The sequence below is a fragment of the Xenorhabdus bakwenae genome, from assembly GCF_030272115.1.
Classification (GTDB): Bacteria; Pseudomonadota; Gammaproteobacteria; order Enterobacterales; family Enterobacteriaceae; genus Xenorhabdus; species Xenorhabdus bakwenae.
Genome location: NZ_CP119194.1, coordinates 2,430,106 through 2,447,352 on the forward strand (window position 1 = coordinate 2,430,106; position 17,247 = coordinate 2,447,352).

16 protein-coding genes and 1 riboswitch are annotated in these 17,247 nt (G+C 46.1%); of the genes, 6 read left to right on the forward strand and 10 right to left on the reverse strand.

Annotated features, from left to right (window positions below):
* Positions 1 to 31 precede the first annotated feature (31 nt).
* Both apaG and apaH read left to right on the forward strand, forming a co-directional pair.
* Positions 32 to 409, forward strand: a complete 378-nt coding sequence (gene apaG, locus PXH59_RS12235) for a Co2+/Mg2+ efflux protein ApaG (protein ID WP_047766618.1) — start codon at positions 32 to 34, stop codon at positions 407 to 409.
* Positions 410 to 411: 2 nt separating this feature from the next.
* Positions 412 to 1,230: a bis(5'-nucleosyl)-tetraphosphatase (symmetrical) ApaH gene (apaH, locus tag PXH59_RS12240; protein WP_285808579.1), complete on the forward strand. Its 819-nt coding sequence runs from the start codon at positions 412 to 414 to the stop codon at positions 1,228 to 1,230.
* A 67-nt stretch (positions 1,231 to 1,297) separates the two neighbouring features.
* On the opposite strand, the gene folA is transcribed toward apaH, so the two are convergent.
* The 8 genes from folA to nudF form a co-directional block, all read right to left on the reverse strand.
* On the reverse strand, positions 1,298 to 1,783 hold the full coding sequence (folA, locus tag PXH59_RS12245; RefSeq protein WP_285808581.1) for a type 3 dihydrofolate reductase: 486 nt from the start codon (positions 1,781 to 1,783) through the stop codon (positions 1,298 to 1,300).
* Between the two features lie 345 nt (positions 1,784 to 2,128).
* Complete coding sequence (gene ftsP / locus PXH59_RS12250; protein WP_285808582.1) at positions 2,129 to 3,550, reverse strand: cell division protein FtsP; 1,422 nt, start codon at positions 3,548 to 3,550, stop codon at positions 2,129 to 2,131.
* A gap of 260 nt (positions 3,551 to 3,810) precedes the next feature.
* Positions 3,811 to 4,542: a 1-acylglycerol-3-phosphate O-acyltransferase gene (locus PXH59_RS12255; protein ID WP_047766622.1), complete on the reverse strand. Its 732-nt coding sequence runs from the start codon at positions 4,540 to 4,542 to the stop codon at positions 3,811 to 3,813.
* A gap of 191 nt (positions 4,543 to 4,733) precedes the next feature.
* On the reverse strand, positions 4,734 to 6,989 hold the full coding sequence (gene parC / locus PXH59_RS12260; protein WP_285808585.1) for a DNA topoisomerase IV subunit A: 2,256 nt from the start codon (positions 6,987 to 6,989) through the stop codon (positions 4,734 to 4,736).
* A gap of 52 nt (positions 6,990 to 7,041) precedes the next feature.
* The gene (parE, locus tag PXH59_RS12265) at positions 7,042 to 8,937 is read right to left on the reverse strand and encodes a DNA topoisomerase IV subunit B (protein ID WP_285808586.1); all 1,896 of its coding nucleotides are present in this window, start codon (positions 8,935 to 8,937) and stop codon (positions 7,042 to 7,044) included.
* 73 nt (positions 8,938 to 9,010) lie between these two features.
* Entirely contained in the window at positions 9,011 to 9,619 is a 609-nt protein-coding gene (yqiA, locus tag PXH59_RS12270) for an esterase YqiA (RefSeq protein ID WP_285808587.1), read from the reverse strand.
* Positions 9,619 to 10,461: a 3',5'-cyclic-AMP phosphodiesterase gene (gene cpdA / locus PXH59_RS12275; protein ID WP_047766626.1), complete on the reverse strand. Its 843-nt coding sequence runs from the start codon at positions 10,459 to 10,461 to the stop codon at positions 9,619 to 9,621. The genes yqiA and cpdA overlap by 1 nt, the downstream gene beginning before the upstream one ends.
* A gap of 97 nt (positions 10,462 to 10,558) precedes the next feature.
* Entirely contained in the window at positions 10,559 to 11,200 is a 642-nt protein-coding gene (gene nudF, locus PXH59_RS12280) for an ADP-ribose diphosphatase (protein WP_047766627.1), read from the reverse strand.
* A gap of 218 nt (positions 11,201 to 11,418) precedes the next feature.
* Here nudF and tolC point away from each other — a divergent pair, with 218 nt between their 5' ends.
* From tolC to PXH59_RS12295, 3 genes are all read left to right on the forward strand, one after another.
* On the forward strand, positions 11,419 to 12,783 hold the full coding sequence (gene tolC / locus PXH59_RS12285) for an outer membrane channel protein TolC (protein WP_285808591.1): 1,365 nt from the start codon (positions 11,419 to 11,421) through the stop codon (positions 12,781 to 12,783).
* Between the two features lie 186 nt (positions 12,784 to 12,969).
* Positions 12,970 to 13,644 carry a DUF1190 family protein gene (locus PXH59_RS12290; protein ID WP_285811766.1) on the forward strand — a complete coding sequence of 225 codons (675 nt, stop codon included), beginning with the start codon at positions 12,970 to 12,972 and terminating at the stop codon, positions 13,642 to 13,644.
* Between the two features lie 6 nt (positions 13,645 to 13,650).
* Complete coding sequence (locus PXH59_RS12295; RefSeq protein ID WP_285808592.1) at positions 13,651 to 14,811, forward strand: glutathionylspermidine synthase family protein; 1,161 nt, start codon at positions 13,651 to 13,653, stop codon at positions 14,809 to 14,811.
* 5 nt (positions 14,812 to 14,816) lie between these two features.
* On the opposite strand, the gene ygiD is transcribed toward PXH59_RS12295, so the two are convergent.
* Both ygiD and ribB read right to left on the reverse strand, forming a co-directional pair.
* Positions 14,817 to 15,593: a 4,5-DOPA-extradiol-dioxygenase gene (gene ygiD, locus PXH59_RS12300; protein ID WP_285808593.1), complete on the reverse strand. Its 777-nt coding sequence runs from the start codon at positions 15,591 to 15,593 to the stop codon at positions 14,817 to 14,819.
* A 219-nt stretch (positions 15,594 to 15,812) separates the two neighbouring features.
* Entirely contained in the window at positions 15,813 to 16,466 is a 654-nt protein-coding gene (gene ribB / locus PXH59_RS12305; protein ID WP_047766631.1) for a 3,4-dihydroxy-2-butanone-4-phosphate synthase, read from the reverse strand.
* Positions 16,467 to 16,584: 118 nt separating this feature from the next.
* Positions 16,585 to 16,769: riboswitch (FMN riboswitch) on the reverse strand.
* Positions 16,770 to 16,924: 155 nt separating this feature from the next.
* Between ribB and ubiK the strand changes: the two genes are divergently transcribed.
* Positions 16,925 to 17,200 carry a ubiquinone biosynthesis accessory factor UbiK gene (ubiK, locus tag PXH59_RS12310; RefSeq protein WP_285808596.1) on the forward strand — a complete coding sequence of 92 codons (276 nt, stop codon included), beginning with the start codon at positions 16,925 to 16,927 and terminating at the stop codon, positions 17,198 to 17,200.
* Positions 17,201 to 17,247 lie beyond the last annotated feature (47 nt).

Sequence of the window (17,247 nt, forward strand, 5' to 3'; positions counted from 1 at the left end):
TAAACAGGCGTTGCAGCAACAGGAGGTCTCTATGCTCAATGAACCAAGAATTCATATTCAAGTACAAAGTACTTACGTAGAAAGTCAATCACAGCCGGAACAACAACGTTTTGTGTTTGCTTATACTGTATCAATTCGCAATCTTGGGCATTCCCCTGTGCAACTTATCAGCCGTTACTGGCGCATTACCAACAGTGATGGTCACCTAACCGAAGTTCAGGGTGAAGGGGTTGTGGGAAAACAACCTTTGATCCCACCGGGAACAGAATATCGCTACAGCAGTGGCGCTATTTTGGAAACACCGCTGGGGACAATGGAAGGCCATTATCAAATGATTGATCATGATGGCCGTCCGTTCCGTGTCACCATTCCCGTGTTCCGGCTGGCTATTCCATCACTGATAAATTAATTATGGCTACATACCTTATTGGCGATATTCACGGCTGTTATCGTGAATTTCGCGCCTTGTTAGAACAAGTCAATTTTAATTCCAGTGAAGACACTTTATGGTTAACCGGCGATTTGGTCGCTCGTGGCCCTGATTCATTGGCGGTACTTCGCTACATTAAGCAACTTGGCTCCGCAGTTAAACTGGTATTGGGCAATCACGATCTGCATCTGTTGGCGGTTTACGCTAAGATCAGCCGCAATAAGCCGAAAGATTTGCTGGATGAATTACTCGCGGCACCGGATGCCGATGAATTAATAAATTGGTTGAGAAAACAGCCAATGCTGCAAATCGATGAAGAACGGAAAATCGTCATGGCACATGCAGGGCTTACCCCACAATGGGATCTGGAAACAGCCAGAATATGTGCCCGTGAAGTGGAAGCCATTCTTCGCAGTGACAGTTATCCCTTGTTTCTCAATGAGATGTATGGGGATATGCCGAATAATTGGACGCCAGAGTTAAGCGGACTTGCTCGATTACGTTACAGTACCAATGCGTTGACCCGCATGCGTTATTGTTTTCCACATGGGCAATTGGATATGAGCTGCAAATCCAAACCGGAAAATGCCCCTGCCCCGCTAAAACCCTGGTTTGCATTACCGCGCCGCATTCCTGAGGACTATTCCATCGCCTTTGGTCATTGGGCAGCCCTGGAAGGTCAAGGCACACCCGCTGGCATCTATGCTCTGGATACGGGGTGTTGTTGGGGAGGTAAATTGACCCTGCTTCGTTGGGAAGATAAGCAGTATTTCAGCCAGGAGCCATTACCCAAATCATAAGGCTGATAAATAATAAACCTGCCTGTGACACTGGAGTGCCCCAAGGCACTCCGCACGTAAGATTAACTCACTCTCGACGTTCCAGAATTTCAAAACAATAGCTATGAGAATTGTTTTCATCTGCATCGTAGTATTCGGTAAACGTTGAATTCCATTCATCAGGTTCATAATCAGGGAAATGCGTGTCACCAATCACTTCTGCATCAATGTGAGTCAGATACATACGATTAGCCAGAGGAATAAATTGCTCATAAATTTGCCCTCCTCCCATCACCATCACTTCGTTAACATCGCCGGCAGCTGATAAAGCAGCTTCGATAGAGTTAACCCAAGTCACCCGATCATCATTTACAGGTTGACTGCTAATCACGATATTCAGGCGCCCTGGCAAAGGACGGCCAATCGATTCATAAGTCACTCGCCCCATTACAACCGGCTTTCCGAGTGTATTGTGTTTAAACCAGGCTAAATCACCCGGCAAAGTCCACGGCATGGTATTTTCCATACCGATAACCCGATCCATAGCCATCGCAGCAATCAAGCTGATAATCATTAAATCACCTTACAGCTAAGTAGTATGAAAATTTTGGACACTATACGGAAAGGGTTACTCTCAGTCGATAAGATTAGCCATTTATCCAAACAAATAGTGAGTTTGCCCGTGAATTGTTAAACAATCCGTTGTTTAACACATTATTACTTAACAAGCAGGCAGAAAAATAACAACTTCATTCAATTTGACAGAATATCTATCTATACTCGATAAACTTCAAGTTACAATCCGCAAGACGACGCGAGGCCTTATATTTCCCCGCTGCGCGGGGAAATATAACACGCATCTTGAAGTTGGCTTGGTATAAAACAGAGCCAGAAACGAGTAACAGAGCAAAGATTTCATTTAAAAACCAGCAGGATTAACAATTAACTGCCCGGCAACCCCACGATCTGCCATCTCCAATATCTGGCTGTAATACATGAAAGGAAAATGATCATAAGACGGCTGCATCATATTAACCAGCAACTCAGCACGACTATCAATCCAAACGGTATCTTTCCAACCATAATCCTGTGGCTCCGGACGATTACCATTCAGGCTGATGATCTTAAATCTTACCCCTTCAATATGGAAAGGCTGAGGCACTGACGTTGTGACTATCCAACGTTCCCACGCGCCTTGTTGGCTTGTGATATCGATTCGATGCTCATTCAGCCGTGAGCCATTAATCCCCTGCGAATAATCGCCCAAATCAATCTGACGACTTTGAATGGTAGAGTTGATCTGCGGATTATCGACGATAAGTTGAGCTGGGAGTTGATCTGTTACCAAAGGAAGTAATCCGCTGGCTTTTAGGGTTAATACCGTCGTTGACAACAGTTTGGTCGAAGGCTCAAACAAGCCTTTCAAACGATCGATGACACCAGCGGACTCTCCCGCCGTAACGGTAACACTCTCTACTTTCGACATATCAATCAAGACTTCTCGCCGTTCTCCCGGCGCAAGTGATAATAACTGTACCGTCACGGGAGCAGGCAGCAAGCCTTGATCAGTGGCAATCATGCAGAAAGGGTGCCCATCACTGAGTTGCAATTGATATCGACGGGCATTAGATGCATTCAGGAAACGTAACCTGACCCAACCTCTGGCAACCTCCACAAAAGGATTTTCGACACCATTCACCACCAAGGTATCACCAAGAAAGCCTTGATTAGCTGACGGTTTATATTGCGGTACACCAAAATTATCCAACCGCTTATCTTGCAAGATAACAGGAAAATCATCGACACCATAATGTCTGGGTAAAGGCAGGCTGCGGCTACTTTCATCTTCCACCAGCCACATACCCGCAAGACCGGCATAAACATGCCGTGCCATGCGATTTGGGGTATTGGCATGATACCAACAGGTCGTTGCAACTTGATCTATCGGGATAACCGGCGACCAGCTTTCCCCCGGTGCCATCAAACGCGCTGAACCTCCCATCAAGGTTCCAGGCACCAGTAATCCCCCGACGGTCATTGAAACCGGTTCAGATAATCGATTGCTATAGATCAGTTTGACATCATCCCCCCGGTGAACCCGAATGGTTGGTCCCAAATAATGTCCGTTGATGCCCCAGACTTGAGCTTTATTATGACCGTTAAATGACCAGGTGGCTTTTTGTATGGCTAAAAACAGGGGTTGCCCTCTGCGGGATTCAAGTAAGGGAGGGAGTGGCAATTTGGTTTGTTGATTTTTGTTGGCCCGAACGACAAAAGGAAGCGCCCCTAAACACATAGCCAAACCAGAAGCCTGAATAAATTGGCGCCGACTCAGTGACATACTTTCTCCACAGAAGGTCTCCACAGAAGGAATAATCTCTTTACGATAAAAATAATTCCCACAACCCGAATCGCAATTCCCAATGATTGCCTGATTCAAATAATTGCAGAGATGAATACCCTGATATTGTGGCTATCAGGATTTATTATTCTATCGATTGCGTTTAATAAAAACGTTAATTTATTAAACGCAATCATATCGTGAACAGGAGAAAATTTCTAAAATTATTGAAAAATTATAGTGATAATCAGCCCAACTGGCTACCCACGCTGATTAAGTACCTCGACTTCTTTATCCAATTCTTCAATTTTCGTTTTCATCATTTGTCGGCAGTGTTCTGCCAATTCACGAACCTGATCTTTGGTATATTTCGTGGTATCAATCGGGGGCAACATTTCAACAATGACGGTGCCATTATCCCAACGATTTAGTTTTATTTTATCGTGTGTTGTCGAAACACAGACCGGTACAATAGGTGCACCGGCTGTAATGGCGGCATGAAAGGCGCCTGTTTTAAAAGGCATCAACCCACGCCCCCGACTGCGCGTTCCTTCTGGAAACATCCAAACCGAAACCCGATTTTTTCTGATCTGATCGACAACCTGTGAAATCGTGCCATGGGCTTTTGTCCGATTGTTCCTGTCGATCAAAATATTACCTGTCAGCCAATAAATCAGGCCAAAGAAGGGAATAAAGACCAGGCTTTTTTTGCCCACGGTGACTGTACGTGGCTGCACCGCATTCGACATCGTAACCATGTCGTAATTATTTTGGTGATTGCCGATATAAATGCTGGGTCCATATTCCCGAGCTTCCTTTGGAATACGTTCCTGCAACTTAATGCCAAGCACTTTATGCAATTTGCCAAACGCATGCCCGAAAGTCATAACATGACGTGGGTTGCGGGGGCTGAATAAACAGTAGGTACATCCAAAAATAAAGATCAGTATCACAAACAGAATAACAATAATTCCCCGAATGATTGCTAGCATAGCGGCCTCTTGTTGAAAGGCCAGTGCATTCCATTCATTACACTGGCCTAAAATGACGATTTATACTCGATAAACTTCAAGTTGCCATCCGCAAGACGACGCGAAGCCTTATATTTCCCCGCGCTGCGGGGAAATATAACACGCATCTTGAAGTTGGCTTGGTATATACCTTTTATCCTGCAATTCGCAGCTTAATTGCTTGTATTACAAACCACGTCAATGCGTTCAACACGCTGTAACCCACGAGGCAGAGACGCTCCCTTGCGCCCTCTCTCTGCCCTGAATTTCTGTAACTCCTCAGGGCGAAGCAGTAATTTGCGTTTGCCAAAGTAAAGCGTGATAGAAGATTGTGCTGGCAATACCCGTAACCAAGTCAACATATCTTCGCCTGATGCAGCCTGTGCCGCCGGGATGGAAACAATCTTATTGCCCTTACCCTTTGAAAGCTGTGGCAGATCAGACACCGGGAACATCAACATACGACCCGCTTTGGTAAGCGCCAGTAACATATCATCCTGTTCGTTGTTAATCTCCAATGGCTGCATTACTTTGGCATTTTCAGGCAAAGTAATCATGGCCTTGCCCGCCCGGTTCTTGGCGATCAATTCACTGAAAGTACAGATAAAACCATACCCCGCATCAGATGCCATCACGAATTTCTGGTCTTCTTTCGCCATCAAAAGATGCTCAACTGATGCCCCTACCGGCAACGCCAGTTTGCCCGTTAATGGTTCTCCCTGCCCTCTGGCTGATGGCAAATCCAGCGGATCAAGGGAATAACTACGCCCGGTGGTATCAATAAAGACCACAGGCTGGTTACTCTTGCCACGCGCCGCACTGCGGAAGCTGTCACCCGATTTGTAATTTAAGCCAGCCGGATCAATCTCGTGCCCTTTCGCACTACGTACCCAGCCCATCTCTGACATAATGACAGTAATCGGCTCAGACGGCAGGATGTCGTGATCACTCATGGCCTTCGCTTCCGTGCGCTCTTTGAGCGGCGAGCGACGGTCATCACCGTAGCTTTCTGCATCGGCAATAATTTCTTTTTTCAGTAACGTATTTAACTTACGTTCAGAACCCAAAATCGCCTGAAGTTTATCGCGTTCTTTCGCCAACTCATCCTGCTCACCACGGATTTTGACTTCTTCCAGTTTCGCCAAATGACGCAATTTCAGTTCAAGAATGGCTTCTGCCTGCGTTTCGGTTAAGTCAAAACGCTGCATCAATACTGATTTCGGTTCATCTTCATTGCGAATAATGTGGATGACTTCATCAATATTAAGATAGGCCACCAGCAAACCTTCCAGAATATGCAAACGCTTAAGCACTTTTTCCAGACGGTGATTCAAGCGATTACGCACGGTTTCGCGCCGGAAAACCAGCCATTCACTGAGGATCTCAACCAATCCCTTAACCGCAGGACGGTTATCCAGACCGATCATGTTGAGATTGACGCGATAGCTTTTTTCCAAATCGGTGGTTGCAAACAAGTGGTTCATTACCTGCTCAACATCCACGCGGTTAGTACGGGGAACAATCACCAAACGGGTTGGATTTTCATGATCAGATTCATCACGCAGATCATCTACCATCGGCAACTTCTTCGCCCGCATCTGGCTGGCAATTTGCTCTAATATCTTCGCGCCAGATACCTGATGAGGCAAAGCCGTGATCACGACGTTACTGTCTTCTTTCGACCAAATCGCCCGCATCCGCACCGAACCACGGCCATTTTTGTAGATCTTGCGGATATCTTCTTTTGGCGTGATGATCTCAGCTTCTGTCGGGTAGTCCGGCCCTTTGACATATTCCATCACCTCATCAAGCGATAGATCTGGCTTATCCAGCATGGCAATCAGTGCATTCACGACCTCACGGGCATTGTGTGGTGGGATATCGGTCGCCATACCGACAGCAATCCCCGTGGTGCCATTGAGCAAAATATTGGGCAGACGTGCAGGCAAACACTTAGGCTCCTGCAATGTACCATCAAAGTTTGGCACCCAAGCTACGGTTCCTTGCCCCAACTCAGACAGTAACAATTCGGCATATTTGGACAAACGGGATTCGGTATAACGCATCGCCGCAAAGGATTTTGGATCATCCGGTGCGCCCCAGTTACCTTGTCCATCGACTAACGGATAGCGATATGAGAAAGGCTGTGCCATCAAAACCATAGCTTCATAACAAGCCCCATCGCCATGTGGATGATATTTACCAAGAACATCACCGACAGTACGGGCAGATTTTTTAAATTTGGCGCTGTTGCTCAACCCAAGTTCTGACATCGCATAGACAATACGACGCTGAACAGGCTTTAAGCCATCACCAATAAAAGGCAACGCCCTGTCCATGATGACGTACATGGAGTAATTCAAATAGGCATTTTCAGTGAACGTGTGGAGCGGCTGACGCTCCACACCGTCGTGAGTTATCTCACTCATGTAATAATTTCCTCAGGATCTGTATTGACTATCTTTGCGCTCAATTCATGCGCTAAACTTCGATATTGATGGAATCGCCCTTCTCTTGCAGCCAATTACGGCGATCTTCTGAACGTTTCTTCGCCAGAAGCATATCCATGACAGAGAGGGTTTCTTGATAATTTTCATCGTCGATAGTCAATTGCACCAGACGGCGAGTGTTAGGATCTAACGTGGTTTCACGCAACTGCATTGGGTTCATTTCACCCAACCCTTTAAAGCGCTGAACGTTCGGCTTGCCCCGCTTGCGGCTCAAACGATCCAAAATGGCGCTTTTTTCCCCTTCATCCAGCGCATAATGTACTTCTTTACCGAGGTCGATGCGATACAGCGGCGGCATTGCCATGTAGACATGCCCACGTTTCACCAATGTCGGAAAATGACGGACAAACAGGGCGCACAGCAATGTAGCAATGTGCAATCCATCAGAGTCTGCATCCGCCAGTATGCAAACTTTACCGTAGCGCAGTTGGCTCAGATCTTCGCTGTCTGGATCGATACCAATTGCAACCGAGATATCATGAACTTCCTGCGAAGCCAGCACTTCATCCGAAGAGACTTCCCATGTGTTCAGGATCTTTCCGCGCAGCGGCATGATCGCCTGAAACTCACGATCACGGGCTTGCTTGGCAGAGCCACCCGCAGAATCCCCTTCCACTAAAAACAGTTCAGTAATATTGAGATCTTGCGCAGTACAATCTGCTAATTTACCCGGCAAAGCAGGGCCATTAGTCAGCTTTTTGCGTACCACTTTCTTCGCCGCCCGCATTCTACGCTGCGCACTGGCAATCGCCATTTCAGCGAGTTGCTCTGCATCTTGAATATGCTGGTTCAACCACAAGCTGAATGCATCTTTTACCACACCGGAAACGAAAGCTGCAGATTGGCGGGAAGAGAGGCGCTCTTTGGTTTGGCCGGCAAATTGCGGATCTTGCATTTTAAGGGATAGCACATAAGCACAGCGATCCCAGATATCATCGGCAGAGAGTTTAACCCCACGTGGCAATATATTGCGGAACTCGCAGAATTCACGCATGGCGTCCAACAAACCTTGACGCAAGCCGTTCACATGGGTGCCGCCTTGTACCGTTGGGATCAAGTTGACGTAACTTTCCGTCAATAAATCCCCGCCTTCCGGTAGCCAGAGTACTGTCCAGTCAACCGCTTCAGTATCTCCGCTTAATGTGCCGACAAAAGGCGCTTGTGGCAATGTTACCAGCCCGTTGACGGCTTCCAGCAGATAATCTGTCAACCCGTCGGCATAACACCATTTCTGTTCGGTATCGTTGAGTTTGTCTTTAAAAACAATCTCAACCCCCGGACACAGTACCGCCTTAGCCTTCAGCAAATGCGTCAAACGGGTGGCAGAAAAACGGGGCGTGTCGAAATAGCTTTCATCTGGCCAGAAATGGACACTCGTTCCGGTATTGCGTTTGCCACAACTGCCGATGACTTCCAATTCTTGTACTTTTTCACCATTTTCAAAGGCAATTTGGTGTACCTGACTATTACGACGAACAGTCACCTCCACACGCTTAGAGAGGGCGTTAACCACCGAGATCCCAACCCCATGCAGGCCACCAGAGAATTGGTAATTTTTATTGGAAAATTTGCCGCCCGCATGCAGGCGGGTCAAAATCAATTCAACAGCAGAAACTTTTTCTTCAGGATGGATATCAACCGGCATACCACGGCCATCATCTATCACTTCCAGAGACTGATCGCTGTGAAGGATTACTTCAATATGCTTCGCGTGACCAGCCAGAGCTTCGTCCACACTGTTATCGATCACTTCCTGTGCCAAATGGTTCGGGCGGGCTGTATCCGTATACATTCCGGGACGGCGACGAACTGGCTCCAGGCCACTGAGGACTTCAATGGCCTCTGCGTTGTAACTAGATTGAGTCATGTTGTAATTCTGTCGGTTGCTTCATTATTAGAGGGCCAATCAGTATTGATCTACTGTTGATAATACCAGTCGTTTACCTATTTTTGGCAATTTTTTTACTATTGCCACTGGTTAACCCCAAGAAGTCAATGATTTGAGGGAAATAATATTCGAAGCCAATAAAAGCATGATTCCCACCAGATTCAACTGTCTGCCGGCACTGCATCAGGTAAGCAACGGCTTGGCGGTAATCGAGCACCTCATCCCCTGTTTGCTGCAATAACCAAATAAGATCAGGTGATTCCAGCGGGTCAATGTGCATCACTTTGAGATCATGTATATGGCCTGGTTCGAGAGTATAGCGCTCTTCGGTATAGGGATTCACGTTTTCCCCAATATAATTCTGAAACAAGTCGAAAGGACGTACCGCAGGATTGACAACCACAGCGGGCAAACTAAAACATTGGGAAAGCCAGATCGCCAGATAACCGCCCAGAGAAGAACCCACCAGCCCGATGTTTTCACCGGCGTGCTCCATCACCAGTTCTTCCAGTAAGATGGCCGCATCTTCAGGATACGGGGGTAATTGCGGCACCAACATGTCAATTTCAGGGTGCTGTTGGTATAACCACGTTTTCAACGCATTCGCTTTCGCTGATTGAGGAGAACTATTGAAACCGTGTAAGTAGAGTAACGTCGACATTAATATCCGTCCGAATTTAAATCCGGGCAAAACTCGTTACTCTTAAGCCTGTGAACCTGTGTCTGCAATTTCGCGTCTTTATTGTTGCCAGCCACAGACAGTTCGAGATAACGCCACCCCGGAGCCACTGTATCAAGCATAAAATTAGTACAATGTGGCTTAAATTGCACACAGGTTGATGGGGTTGCCATAACGCGGATGCCGTTCCACATTTCATCAACTTCTTGGTGGATGTGCCCACACAGCATGGCTTTCACCTGGGTTTTTCCTTTCAAACACGCTGATAATTCGGGAGCATTACGCAAACTGTGCTGATCCAGCCATGTGCATCCAGACGGAATCGGGTGATGGTGAAGCATAATAATTGTGTGGCGATCACTGTGCTCATCCAGGCATTTTTTCATCCACTCAAGCTGATAATCCGTCAATTCACCATGAGGAACACCTTGCACTTGACTGTCCAGCATAATCAACTGCCAATGCTGTCCGATAACTATCTGCTTGGAAGGTGAAATACCTGCTGCTGCCAACGTGTCAACCATTGCGGGTTGATAATCGTGATTACCGGGTAACCAAACACAAGGAGCAGATAAACGGGCAATGCCCTCAGCAAAATGCTGGTAAGCATTGATGGTCTGATCCTGTACCAGGTCACCTGTCGCCACTATCAAATCAATATCGAGATTTTGCTGTAAAATCCTATCTAATACAGCATGATAACTGCGATAGGTATTGACTCCCAGCAATGAGTCTCCCTTATTAGCAAAAAGGTGCGTGTCGGTAATTTGCAGTATTCTGGCTGTGGCACCTTCTGCCACAGGTACTTCAAGCAGGCTTTCCAAAGGGTTTCCTTTTCCTGTCGATCATAAGGATTATTTTAACGTGTCTTGATGCAAAAGATCTGCTGGCTGGGGCACACTTCCCATTTTCCAACATAAATCAGGAATGATTATCCAACCACTTTTTCCTAAGTTTTTCATGGTTCAATGCCAGCCACTGTATTGCAATAACTGAAGCCGCATTATCAATAATGCCCTCTTCTACCCACTGATAGGCTTGATCGCGACTCACAACCAGAACGCGAATATCTTCATGTTCACCTTCCAGACCATGAACCCCTGACGCGGTGGTGGCATCAACTTCACCGGCAAAGATATGCATGCGCTCTGTCGTACCACCTGGGCTGGAAAGATAACTTAATGCAGGCTGGCAGCGCTTAACCTCAATCCCTGCTTCTTCCACGGCTTCACGACGGACGACCTGTTCAGCGTCTTCTCCTTCTTCGATCATGCCGGCAATCACTTCCAACAGCCACGGCGTATGACGGGTTTCAATCGCCGGAATACGGATTTGTTCAATCAAAACAACTTCATCGCGCACCGGATCATAAGGCAACAAAACGCCGGCATGACCTCGCTCAAAAACTTCACGTTTAATGATTTCACTCCAGCCACCGCGAAATAGGCGATGCTTGAATTGATATTCAGTCATTTTAAAAAAACCGCGATAAAGCGTTTTTTGAGAAATAACTTCGATATCTTGTTTAGTAAAAGTATATGGCGAGGCAAGGTTTTTACTCATAAAATGTCCTGATTAGTTTTTAAAATTTCCTATTATTAAAAGGTATTTTTTCATATTGATCTAAATAAATTCATTTTGATGATACAAACAAGCAGAGAAATGAGGCAATATGGCACAAACAGCCACCCTACCCTGCTGGCATTCTCTGCTAGAATCTGTGGTATCCGTTTTTATGCAGAGGCAACTTAAGCAAAATAGCTGCACAACAAGGAACGCAAATGAAAAAATTGCTCTCTCTTTTTATCGCTATGAATCTGGTAGGTTTTAGTACTTCAAGCCATGCTGCGGATTTACTCCAGATTTATCAGCAGGCGAAAGAAACAAACCCTGAATTGCTTAAGGCACAAGCTGACCGCAATTCAGTAGTTGAAAAGATTAATCAAGCTCGTAGTACTTTATTGCCTCAATTGGGGCTGAATGCGGGTGTCAATTATGGCAAGGGCTTTCGCGATGCCAGAAATTCAGAATCTCATGGCACAAGTGCGAGTCTGCAACTGACGCAAACTATCTTTGATATGGCAAAATGGAATCATCTGAGTCAAGCAGAGAAAAATGCGGGTATTGAAGACATCAAATATCAAGCAGCTCAACAGCAATTAATTCTCAACACTGCACAAGCCTATTTTGACGTTCTGAATAAAATCGATACATTGACATTTACCGAAGCGCAAAAAGCTTCACTGTACCGTCAACTGGATCAAACCACTCAGCGTTTTAATGTCGGTCTGGTTGCCATTACTGACGTGCAGAATGCCCGCGCTCAATATGACTCGATTCTGGCAGCCGAAGTTTCTGATCGCAACAACCTGGAGAATGCGCTGGAAAAACTGCGTATGATTACAGGTACTTACCACCCACAGTTGGCTGCATTAACTATTGATCAGTTCAAAACCAAACAACCAGAATCGGCTGATGAAGTGCTAAAAGAAGCAGAAACCCGTAACCTGAACCTGCTGTCAGCCCGCTTAATGCAAGATCTAAGACGCGAACAAATCAAAGAAATGCAGACAGGCTATATGCCAACGGTTAATTTAAGCGCAGATACAAGTATTTCTAACGATCATACGCGCGGAAATCAACGAATAGATGAGTATAGAGGCGGTAATAGCGTTAAGCTGTCTTTGAACTTACCGCTATTCAGTGGTGGAGCTACCTATTCTCAAGTAGAGCAAGCGAAATATAATTTTGTCAGCGCCAGTCAGGACTTGGAAAATACGTATCGTAAAGTTACACAAGAAGTGCATTCTTCCACTAATAACATTGCGGCTGCGATCAGTAGTGTTGACGCTAACAAGCAAGCGGTACTCTCTGCGCAAAGTTCATTGGATTCAATGGAAGCTGGCTATCAGGTAGGAACCCGCACAATCGTCGATGTGCTGGATTCGACAACTAAACTTTATCAAGCCAAGCAGAACCTGTCTAAGGCACGTTACGACTATTTGCTTTCCCTGTTACAGAACAGACAGGCGCGCGGCGTTTTGAATGAAAATGATTTGATAGAGTTGAATAAGATGCTAGGCACACAAATCTCAACCTCTGCCAACAGTATCATTAAAGAGATGAAAACGCCGTCAGTTCGCTGAATTAATGCACTATCGTTCTCAATTGAAAAACGTTATATTAAAAACGCTATACTAATAGAAAGCAGCCCGCGATTGCGTGGGCTGCTTTTTAGCACATCCCTGAGAGCCGCTCCCATTGAGCACAATAAAATGGGGTAAGGCTCTTAATCTTAATCAAAGACCTTCAAGATGGATGCCCCTATGACAATGAAACGGACAAAAGAGATAAACCGCGATTCTTTCCGTAAAACGTGGCGAAACTATCGCCTGACACCTGTAGCGCTTGCTGTCAGTGCTGTTTTTATGCTTTCTGCCTGTGAACAAAACGATGAAACGGTGTCACTCTATACGAATGCCGACGAGTGCTCCCAGGCGAATCCTTCTCAAAGCGAACAATGCAAGACCGCCTACAACAATGCCCTGACAGAAGCGGAAAAAACCGCACCAAAATATGCGACTCGCGAAGAGTGTGTCGCTGAATTCGGTGAACAACAATGTACGCAAACCCCGGCTCAGGCGGGTGTCGGTCAGCAGGCTCAGGCACAAAGCAGTAGCAGCAGTTTCTGGATGCCTTTGATGGCAGGTTATATGATGGGGCGATTAATGGGCGGCAGCTCTGCACCATCACAACCGCTGTTCACATCACAATCGGCTTCCAGCCCAGCCAATGGCAAGTTTGTTGATGCAACAGGTAAAAGCTATGGCCCGGCCACCGCAGGCGGTCGCAGCATGACCGTGCCAAAAACCGCAATGGCACCAAAACCGGCTACCACAACTACGATTACCCGTGGTGGGTTCGGTGAATCCGTGGCGAAACAATCTGCCATGCAGCGTTCGTCTGCCAGCTCAAGTTCCAGTTCTTCCCGCTCTATGGGTGGTTAATCAACGATGAAACGTATTGGTATTACCGAACGCCCGGATTGGCGCGAAAAAGCAGCAGAGTTTGGTTTTAATTTTCACACCATGTATGGTCAACCTTACTGGAGTGAAGACGCTTATTACCAGTTCACCCTGGATCAAATTGAAGAAATTGAAGAGGCAACAGCAGAACTGCACCAAATGTGTTTGCAGGTCGTGGAAAAAGTGGTCGATAGTGAAGAGTTACTGACCAAATTCCAGATCCCAAAACACTGTTGGGAATTTATCCGCTCTTCATGGGTCACCAGTCAACCCTCGCTCTATTCCCGTCTGGATTTAGCCTATGATGGCAAAAATCTCCCCAAATTGCTGGAAAATAATGCCGATACCCCAACGTCACTGTATGAATCGGCTTTCTTTCAGTGGATCTGGCTGGAAGACCAGACTAATGCCGGTAATCTGCCGTCAAATGCTGATCAGTTCAACAGCCTGCAAGAAAAGCTGATTGAGCGTTTTGCACAGTTACGTGAAAAACATGGGTTCGGCCTGCTGCACATGGCCTGCTGTCAGGATACTGAAGAAGATCGTGGCACCATCCAATATTTGCAGGATTGTGCTGCGGAAGCCGATATTCCTACCGAGTTCCTGTTTATTGAGGATATCGGGTTGGGTGAGAAAGGGCAGTTTACTGACTTGCAGGATCAAGTGATCAGTAACCTGTTTAAGCTGTATCCGTGGGAATTTATGCTGCGTGAGATGTTTTCCACCAAGCTGGCTGATGCGGGTGTCCGTTGGCTGGAGCCAGCATGGAAAAGCATTATCTCCAACAAAGCACTGCTGCCAATGCTGTGGAAAATGTTCCCAAATCATCCTAACCTACTGCCTGCCTATTTTGCGGATGAACGCCCTTCAGACATGAACAGCTATGTTATTAAGCCACTGTTCTCCCGCGAAGGGGCCAATATTCGCATCATTGAAAACGGCCGTGAAATCGCCAGTGCGGATGGCCCTTATGGGGAAGAAGGGATGATCATCCAACAGTTCCACGCATTACCGAAATTTGAGGGTAACTATACGCTGGTCGGTAGCTGGTTGGTGGATGATCAATCTGCGGGTATCTGTATCCGTGAAGACCGCGAGTTGATTACTCAAGATTTATCACGCTTCTACCCGCATATTATTTTGGATTGATTCAATCAGCCAATCTGAATCGATAACATACTTAAAGAGCCGTCTTCAATCCCTTCAACTGGCGTTGAAATTGGCTCTTTTTTATTCCATGTCCCCATCACATACAGCAATGGCAGAAAGTGTTCTGGTGTTGGGTTAGACAATTGACCATCTTTCCTGTCCAAAGCATTAAACAGAGGATGAGGCTCTTCCAGACTGGTTAAACTTTCACGCACACACTGTTCAAAAGAGAGTGCCCAGGAAAAAGGTTCTGCTCCCAATTTTGCGCCTGGCAGGTTATGTACAATATTCCCACTGCCCATGATTAAGACACCTTCATCTCGCAGTAAAGCTAATTTTTCACCTATTTCATAATGAAAAGAAGCAGGTTGATTGCGATCCATGCTCAGTTGGATAACTGGAATATCAGCATCAGGATACATTTTTGCCAATATCCCCCAGGATCCGTGATCCAATCCCCATTCTTCAAAATCAGTCTCGACCTCAATCGGTTCAAGAATATCCTGTACCAATACAGCCAGTTCAGGAAAACCTTTAGCCGGATACTGTTTTTCATGTAATTCTCTGGGAAAGTTACCAAAATCGTGGATAGTTCTGGGCTGTGACATCGCTGTAACGGTTGTACCATTCGTGTGCCAGTGCGCAGAAATCACCAGAATCGCCCTTGGTCTGGGTAATTTCTTCCCCAGTTCAAACCAAGCGCGTGAGTAACAGTTATCTTCAATGGCATTCATTGGGCTACCATGACCAATGAATAGAGCAGGCATTCTCAGGAGACTCATTTTCCGCCCCTTATACAACAAATTAAACATTCGAATAGTGAATTCGGGTTATGATAGAAAAATTATGACAGGATTAAGACATTCCTTCCTTGAATATCGTCAATCAAAAATGATGAAGTGTCTTAGAAATACTGAAAGGCTACAGGGTGTGGACTGTAGCCTTTCAAAGTACATGCGTACGCGTTGTGTGTCTCTTCCCAGTATTCCTTTTAAAATCCGTTAGCTGGCTGCCTTTGCCATTTTTAAGCGGTAATCCACCAAATCTTCAATCGTGACTACCGGCATATTATGCTGTTTTGCAAATTCAATCACTTCAGGGGCGCGGGCCATTGAACCATCATCATTCGTCAATTCACATAACACGCCTGCTGGTTTGAACCCCGCCATTTTGACCAAATCAATGGTCGCTTCGGTATGACCACGGCGGGTTAAAACCCCTCCTGACTGCGCACGCAGTGGAAAAACGTGTCCGGGGCGGCTCAGATCACTGGGTTGTGCGTCATCTGCAATAGCAGCCCGGATCGTGGTAATGCGATCTGCCGCAGACACACCTGTTGTCACGCCTTGTGCCGCTTCAATGGAGACGGTGAAAGCGGTTTGATATTGGCTGGAATTATTTTCCACCATCATGGGCAGTTTTAACTGCTGACGGCGTTCTTCGGTCAAGCACAGGCAAACAATTCCACTACCGTGGCGGATAGTTAATGCCATTTGTGCTACCGTCATTGTTTCGGCAGCGAAAATCATATCACCTTCATTTTCACGATTTTCGTCATCCAGTACCATCACGCCCTGACCCGCACGCAAAGCAGCAAGCGCACGTTCAACACGTTCAAATGGCGTTCCATATGAGGAAAGTAGCGTCTGATTCATGGTAAAGAAACCTCTTTAAATGTATGGATTACCAGAATCAGGGCAATTTTGAGGAGTTTGTGCTGCACCAAAATACGGCAACAAAAACAACAGACGAGCGCGAACACTCGATTGATGCTGTTATTCTCTCCCATCCGGACTATCACCGTCGGCTCCAGAATCACACTGGATCTGCTGACCTCTGTTTTATCCAAAAAAACACAGGGATAATGACAAACAGAGCGCTCGCGGGCTGCATAAAATGATCATTTGATATTTCATGTTACCGCCGGTAGGGACTTTCACCCTGCCCTGAGATAAACAATTTCACTATAGCGCTAATAATCGGCAGGAGCAATCAGCAAAATCAAATATGAAACCTGACTCTCAATCATTTATGCTTTCGCCATAGGGTATTAAAATATTGCTAATACCGTTACGCTATGAAACATTATTACATCATACACAGGATGATCATCATGCTCGATCCAAAGAAAATTGAACAAATTGCTCGCCAGCTCCACAATGCCATGCCGAAAGGTGTCAAAGAATTTGGCGATGATGTGGAAAAAAAATTGCGTGCTGTTCTGCAATCCCAGTTGAGCAAGTTAGATCTTGTTAACCGCGAAGAATTTGATGTTCAGACACAAGTCTTGTTGCGCACCCGTGAAAAACTGGCCGCAATGGAACAACGCTTGAATGAATTGGAAACTCGCCTCGAAGAAGCAGGCAAGAAAACTCAGCAAGCTGAATAATGCGGCAAGAGAGAATGCCATGAAGACAATTGCGTGAGGTAATATGC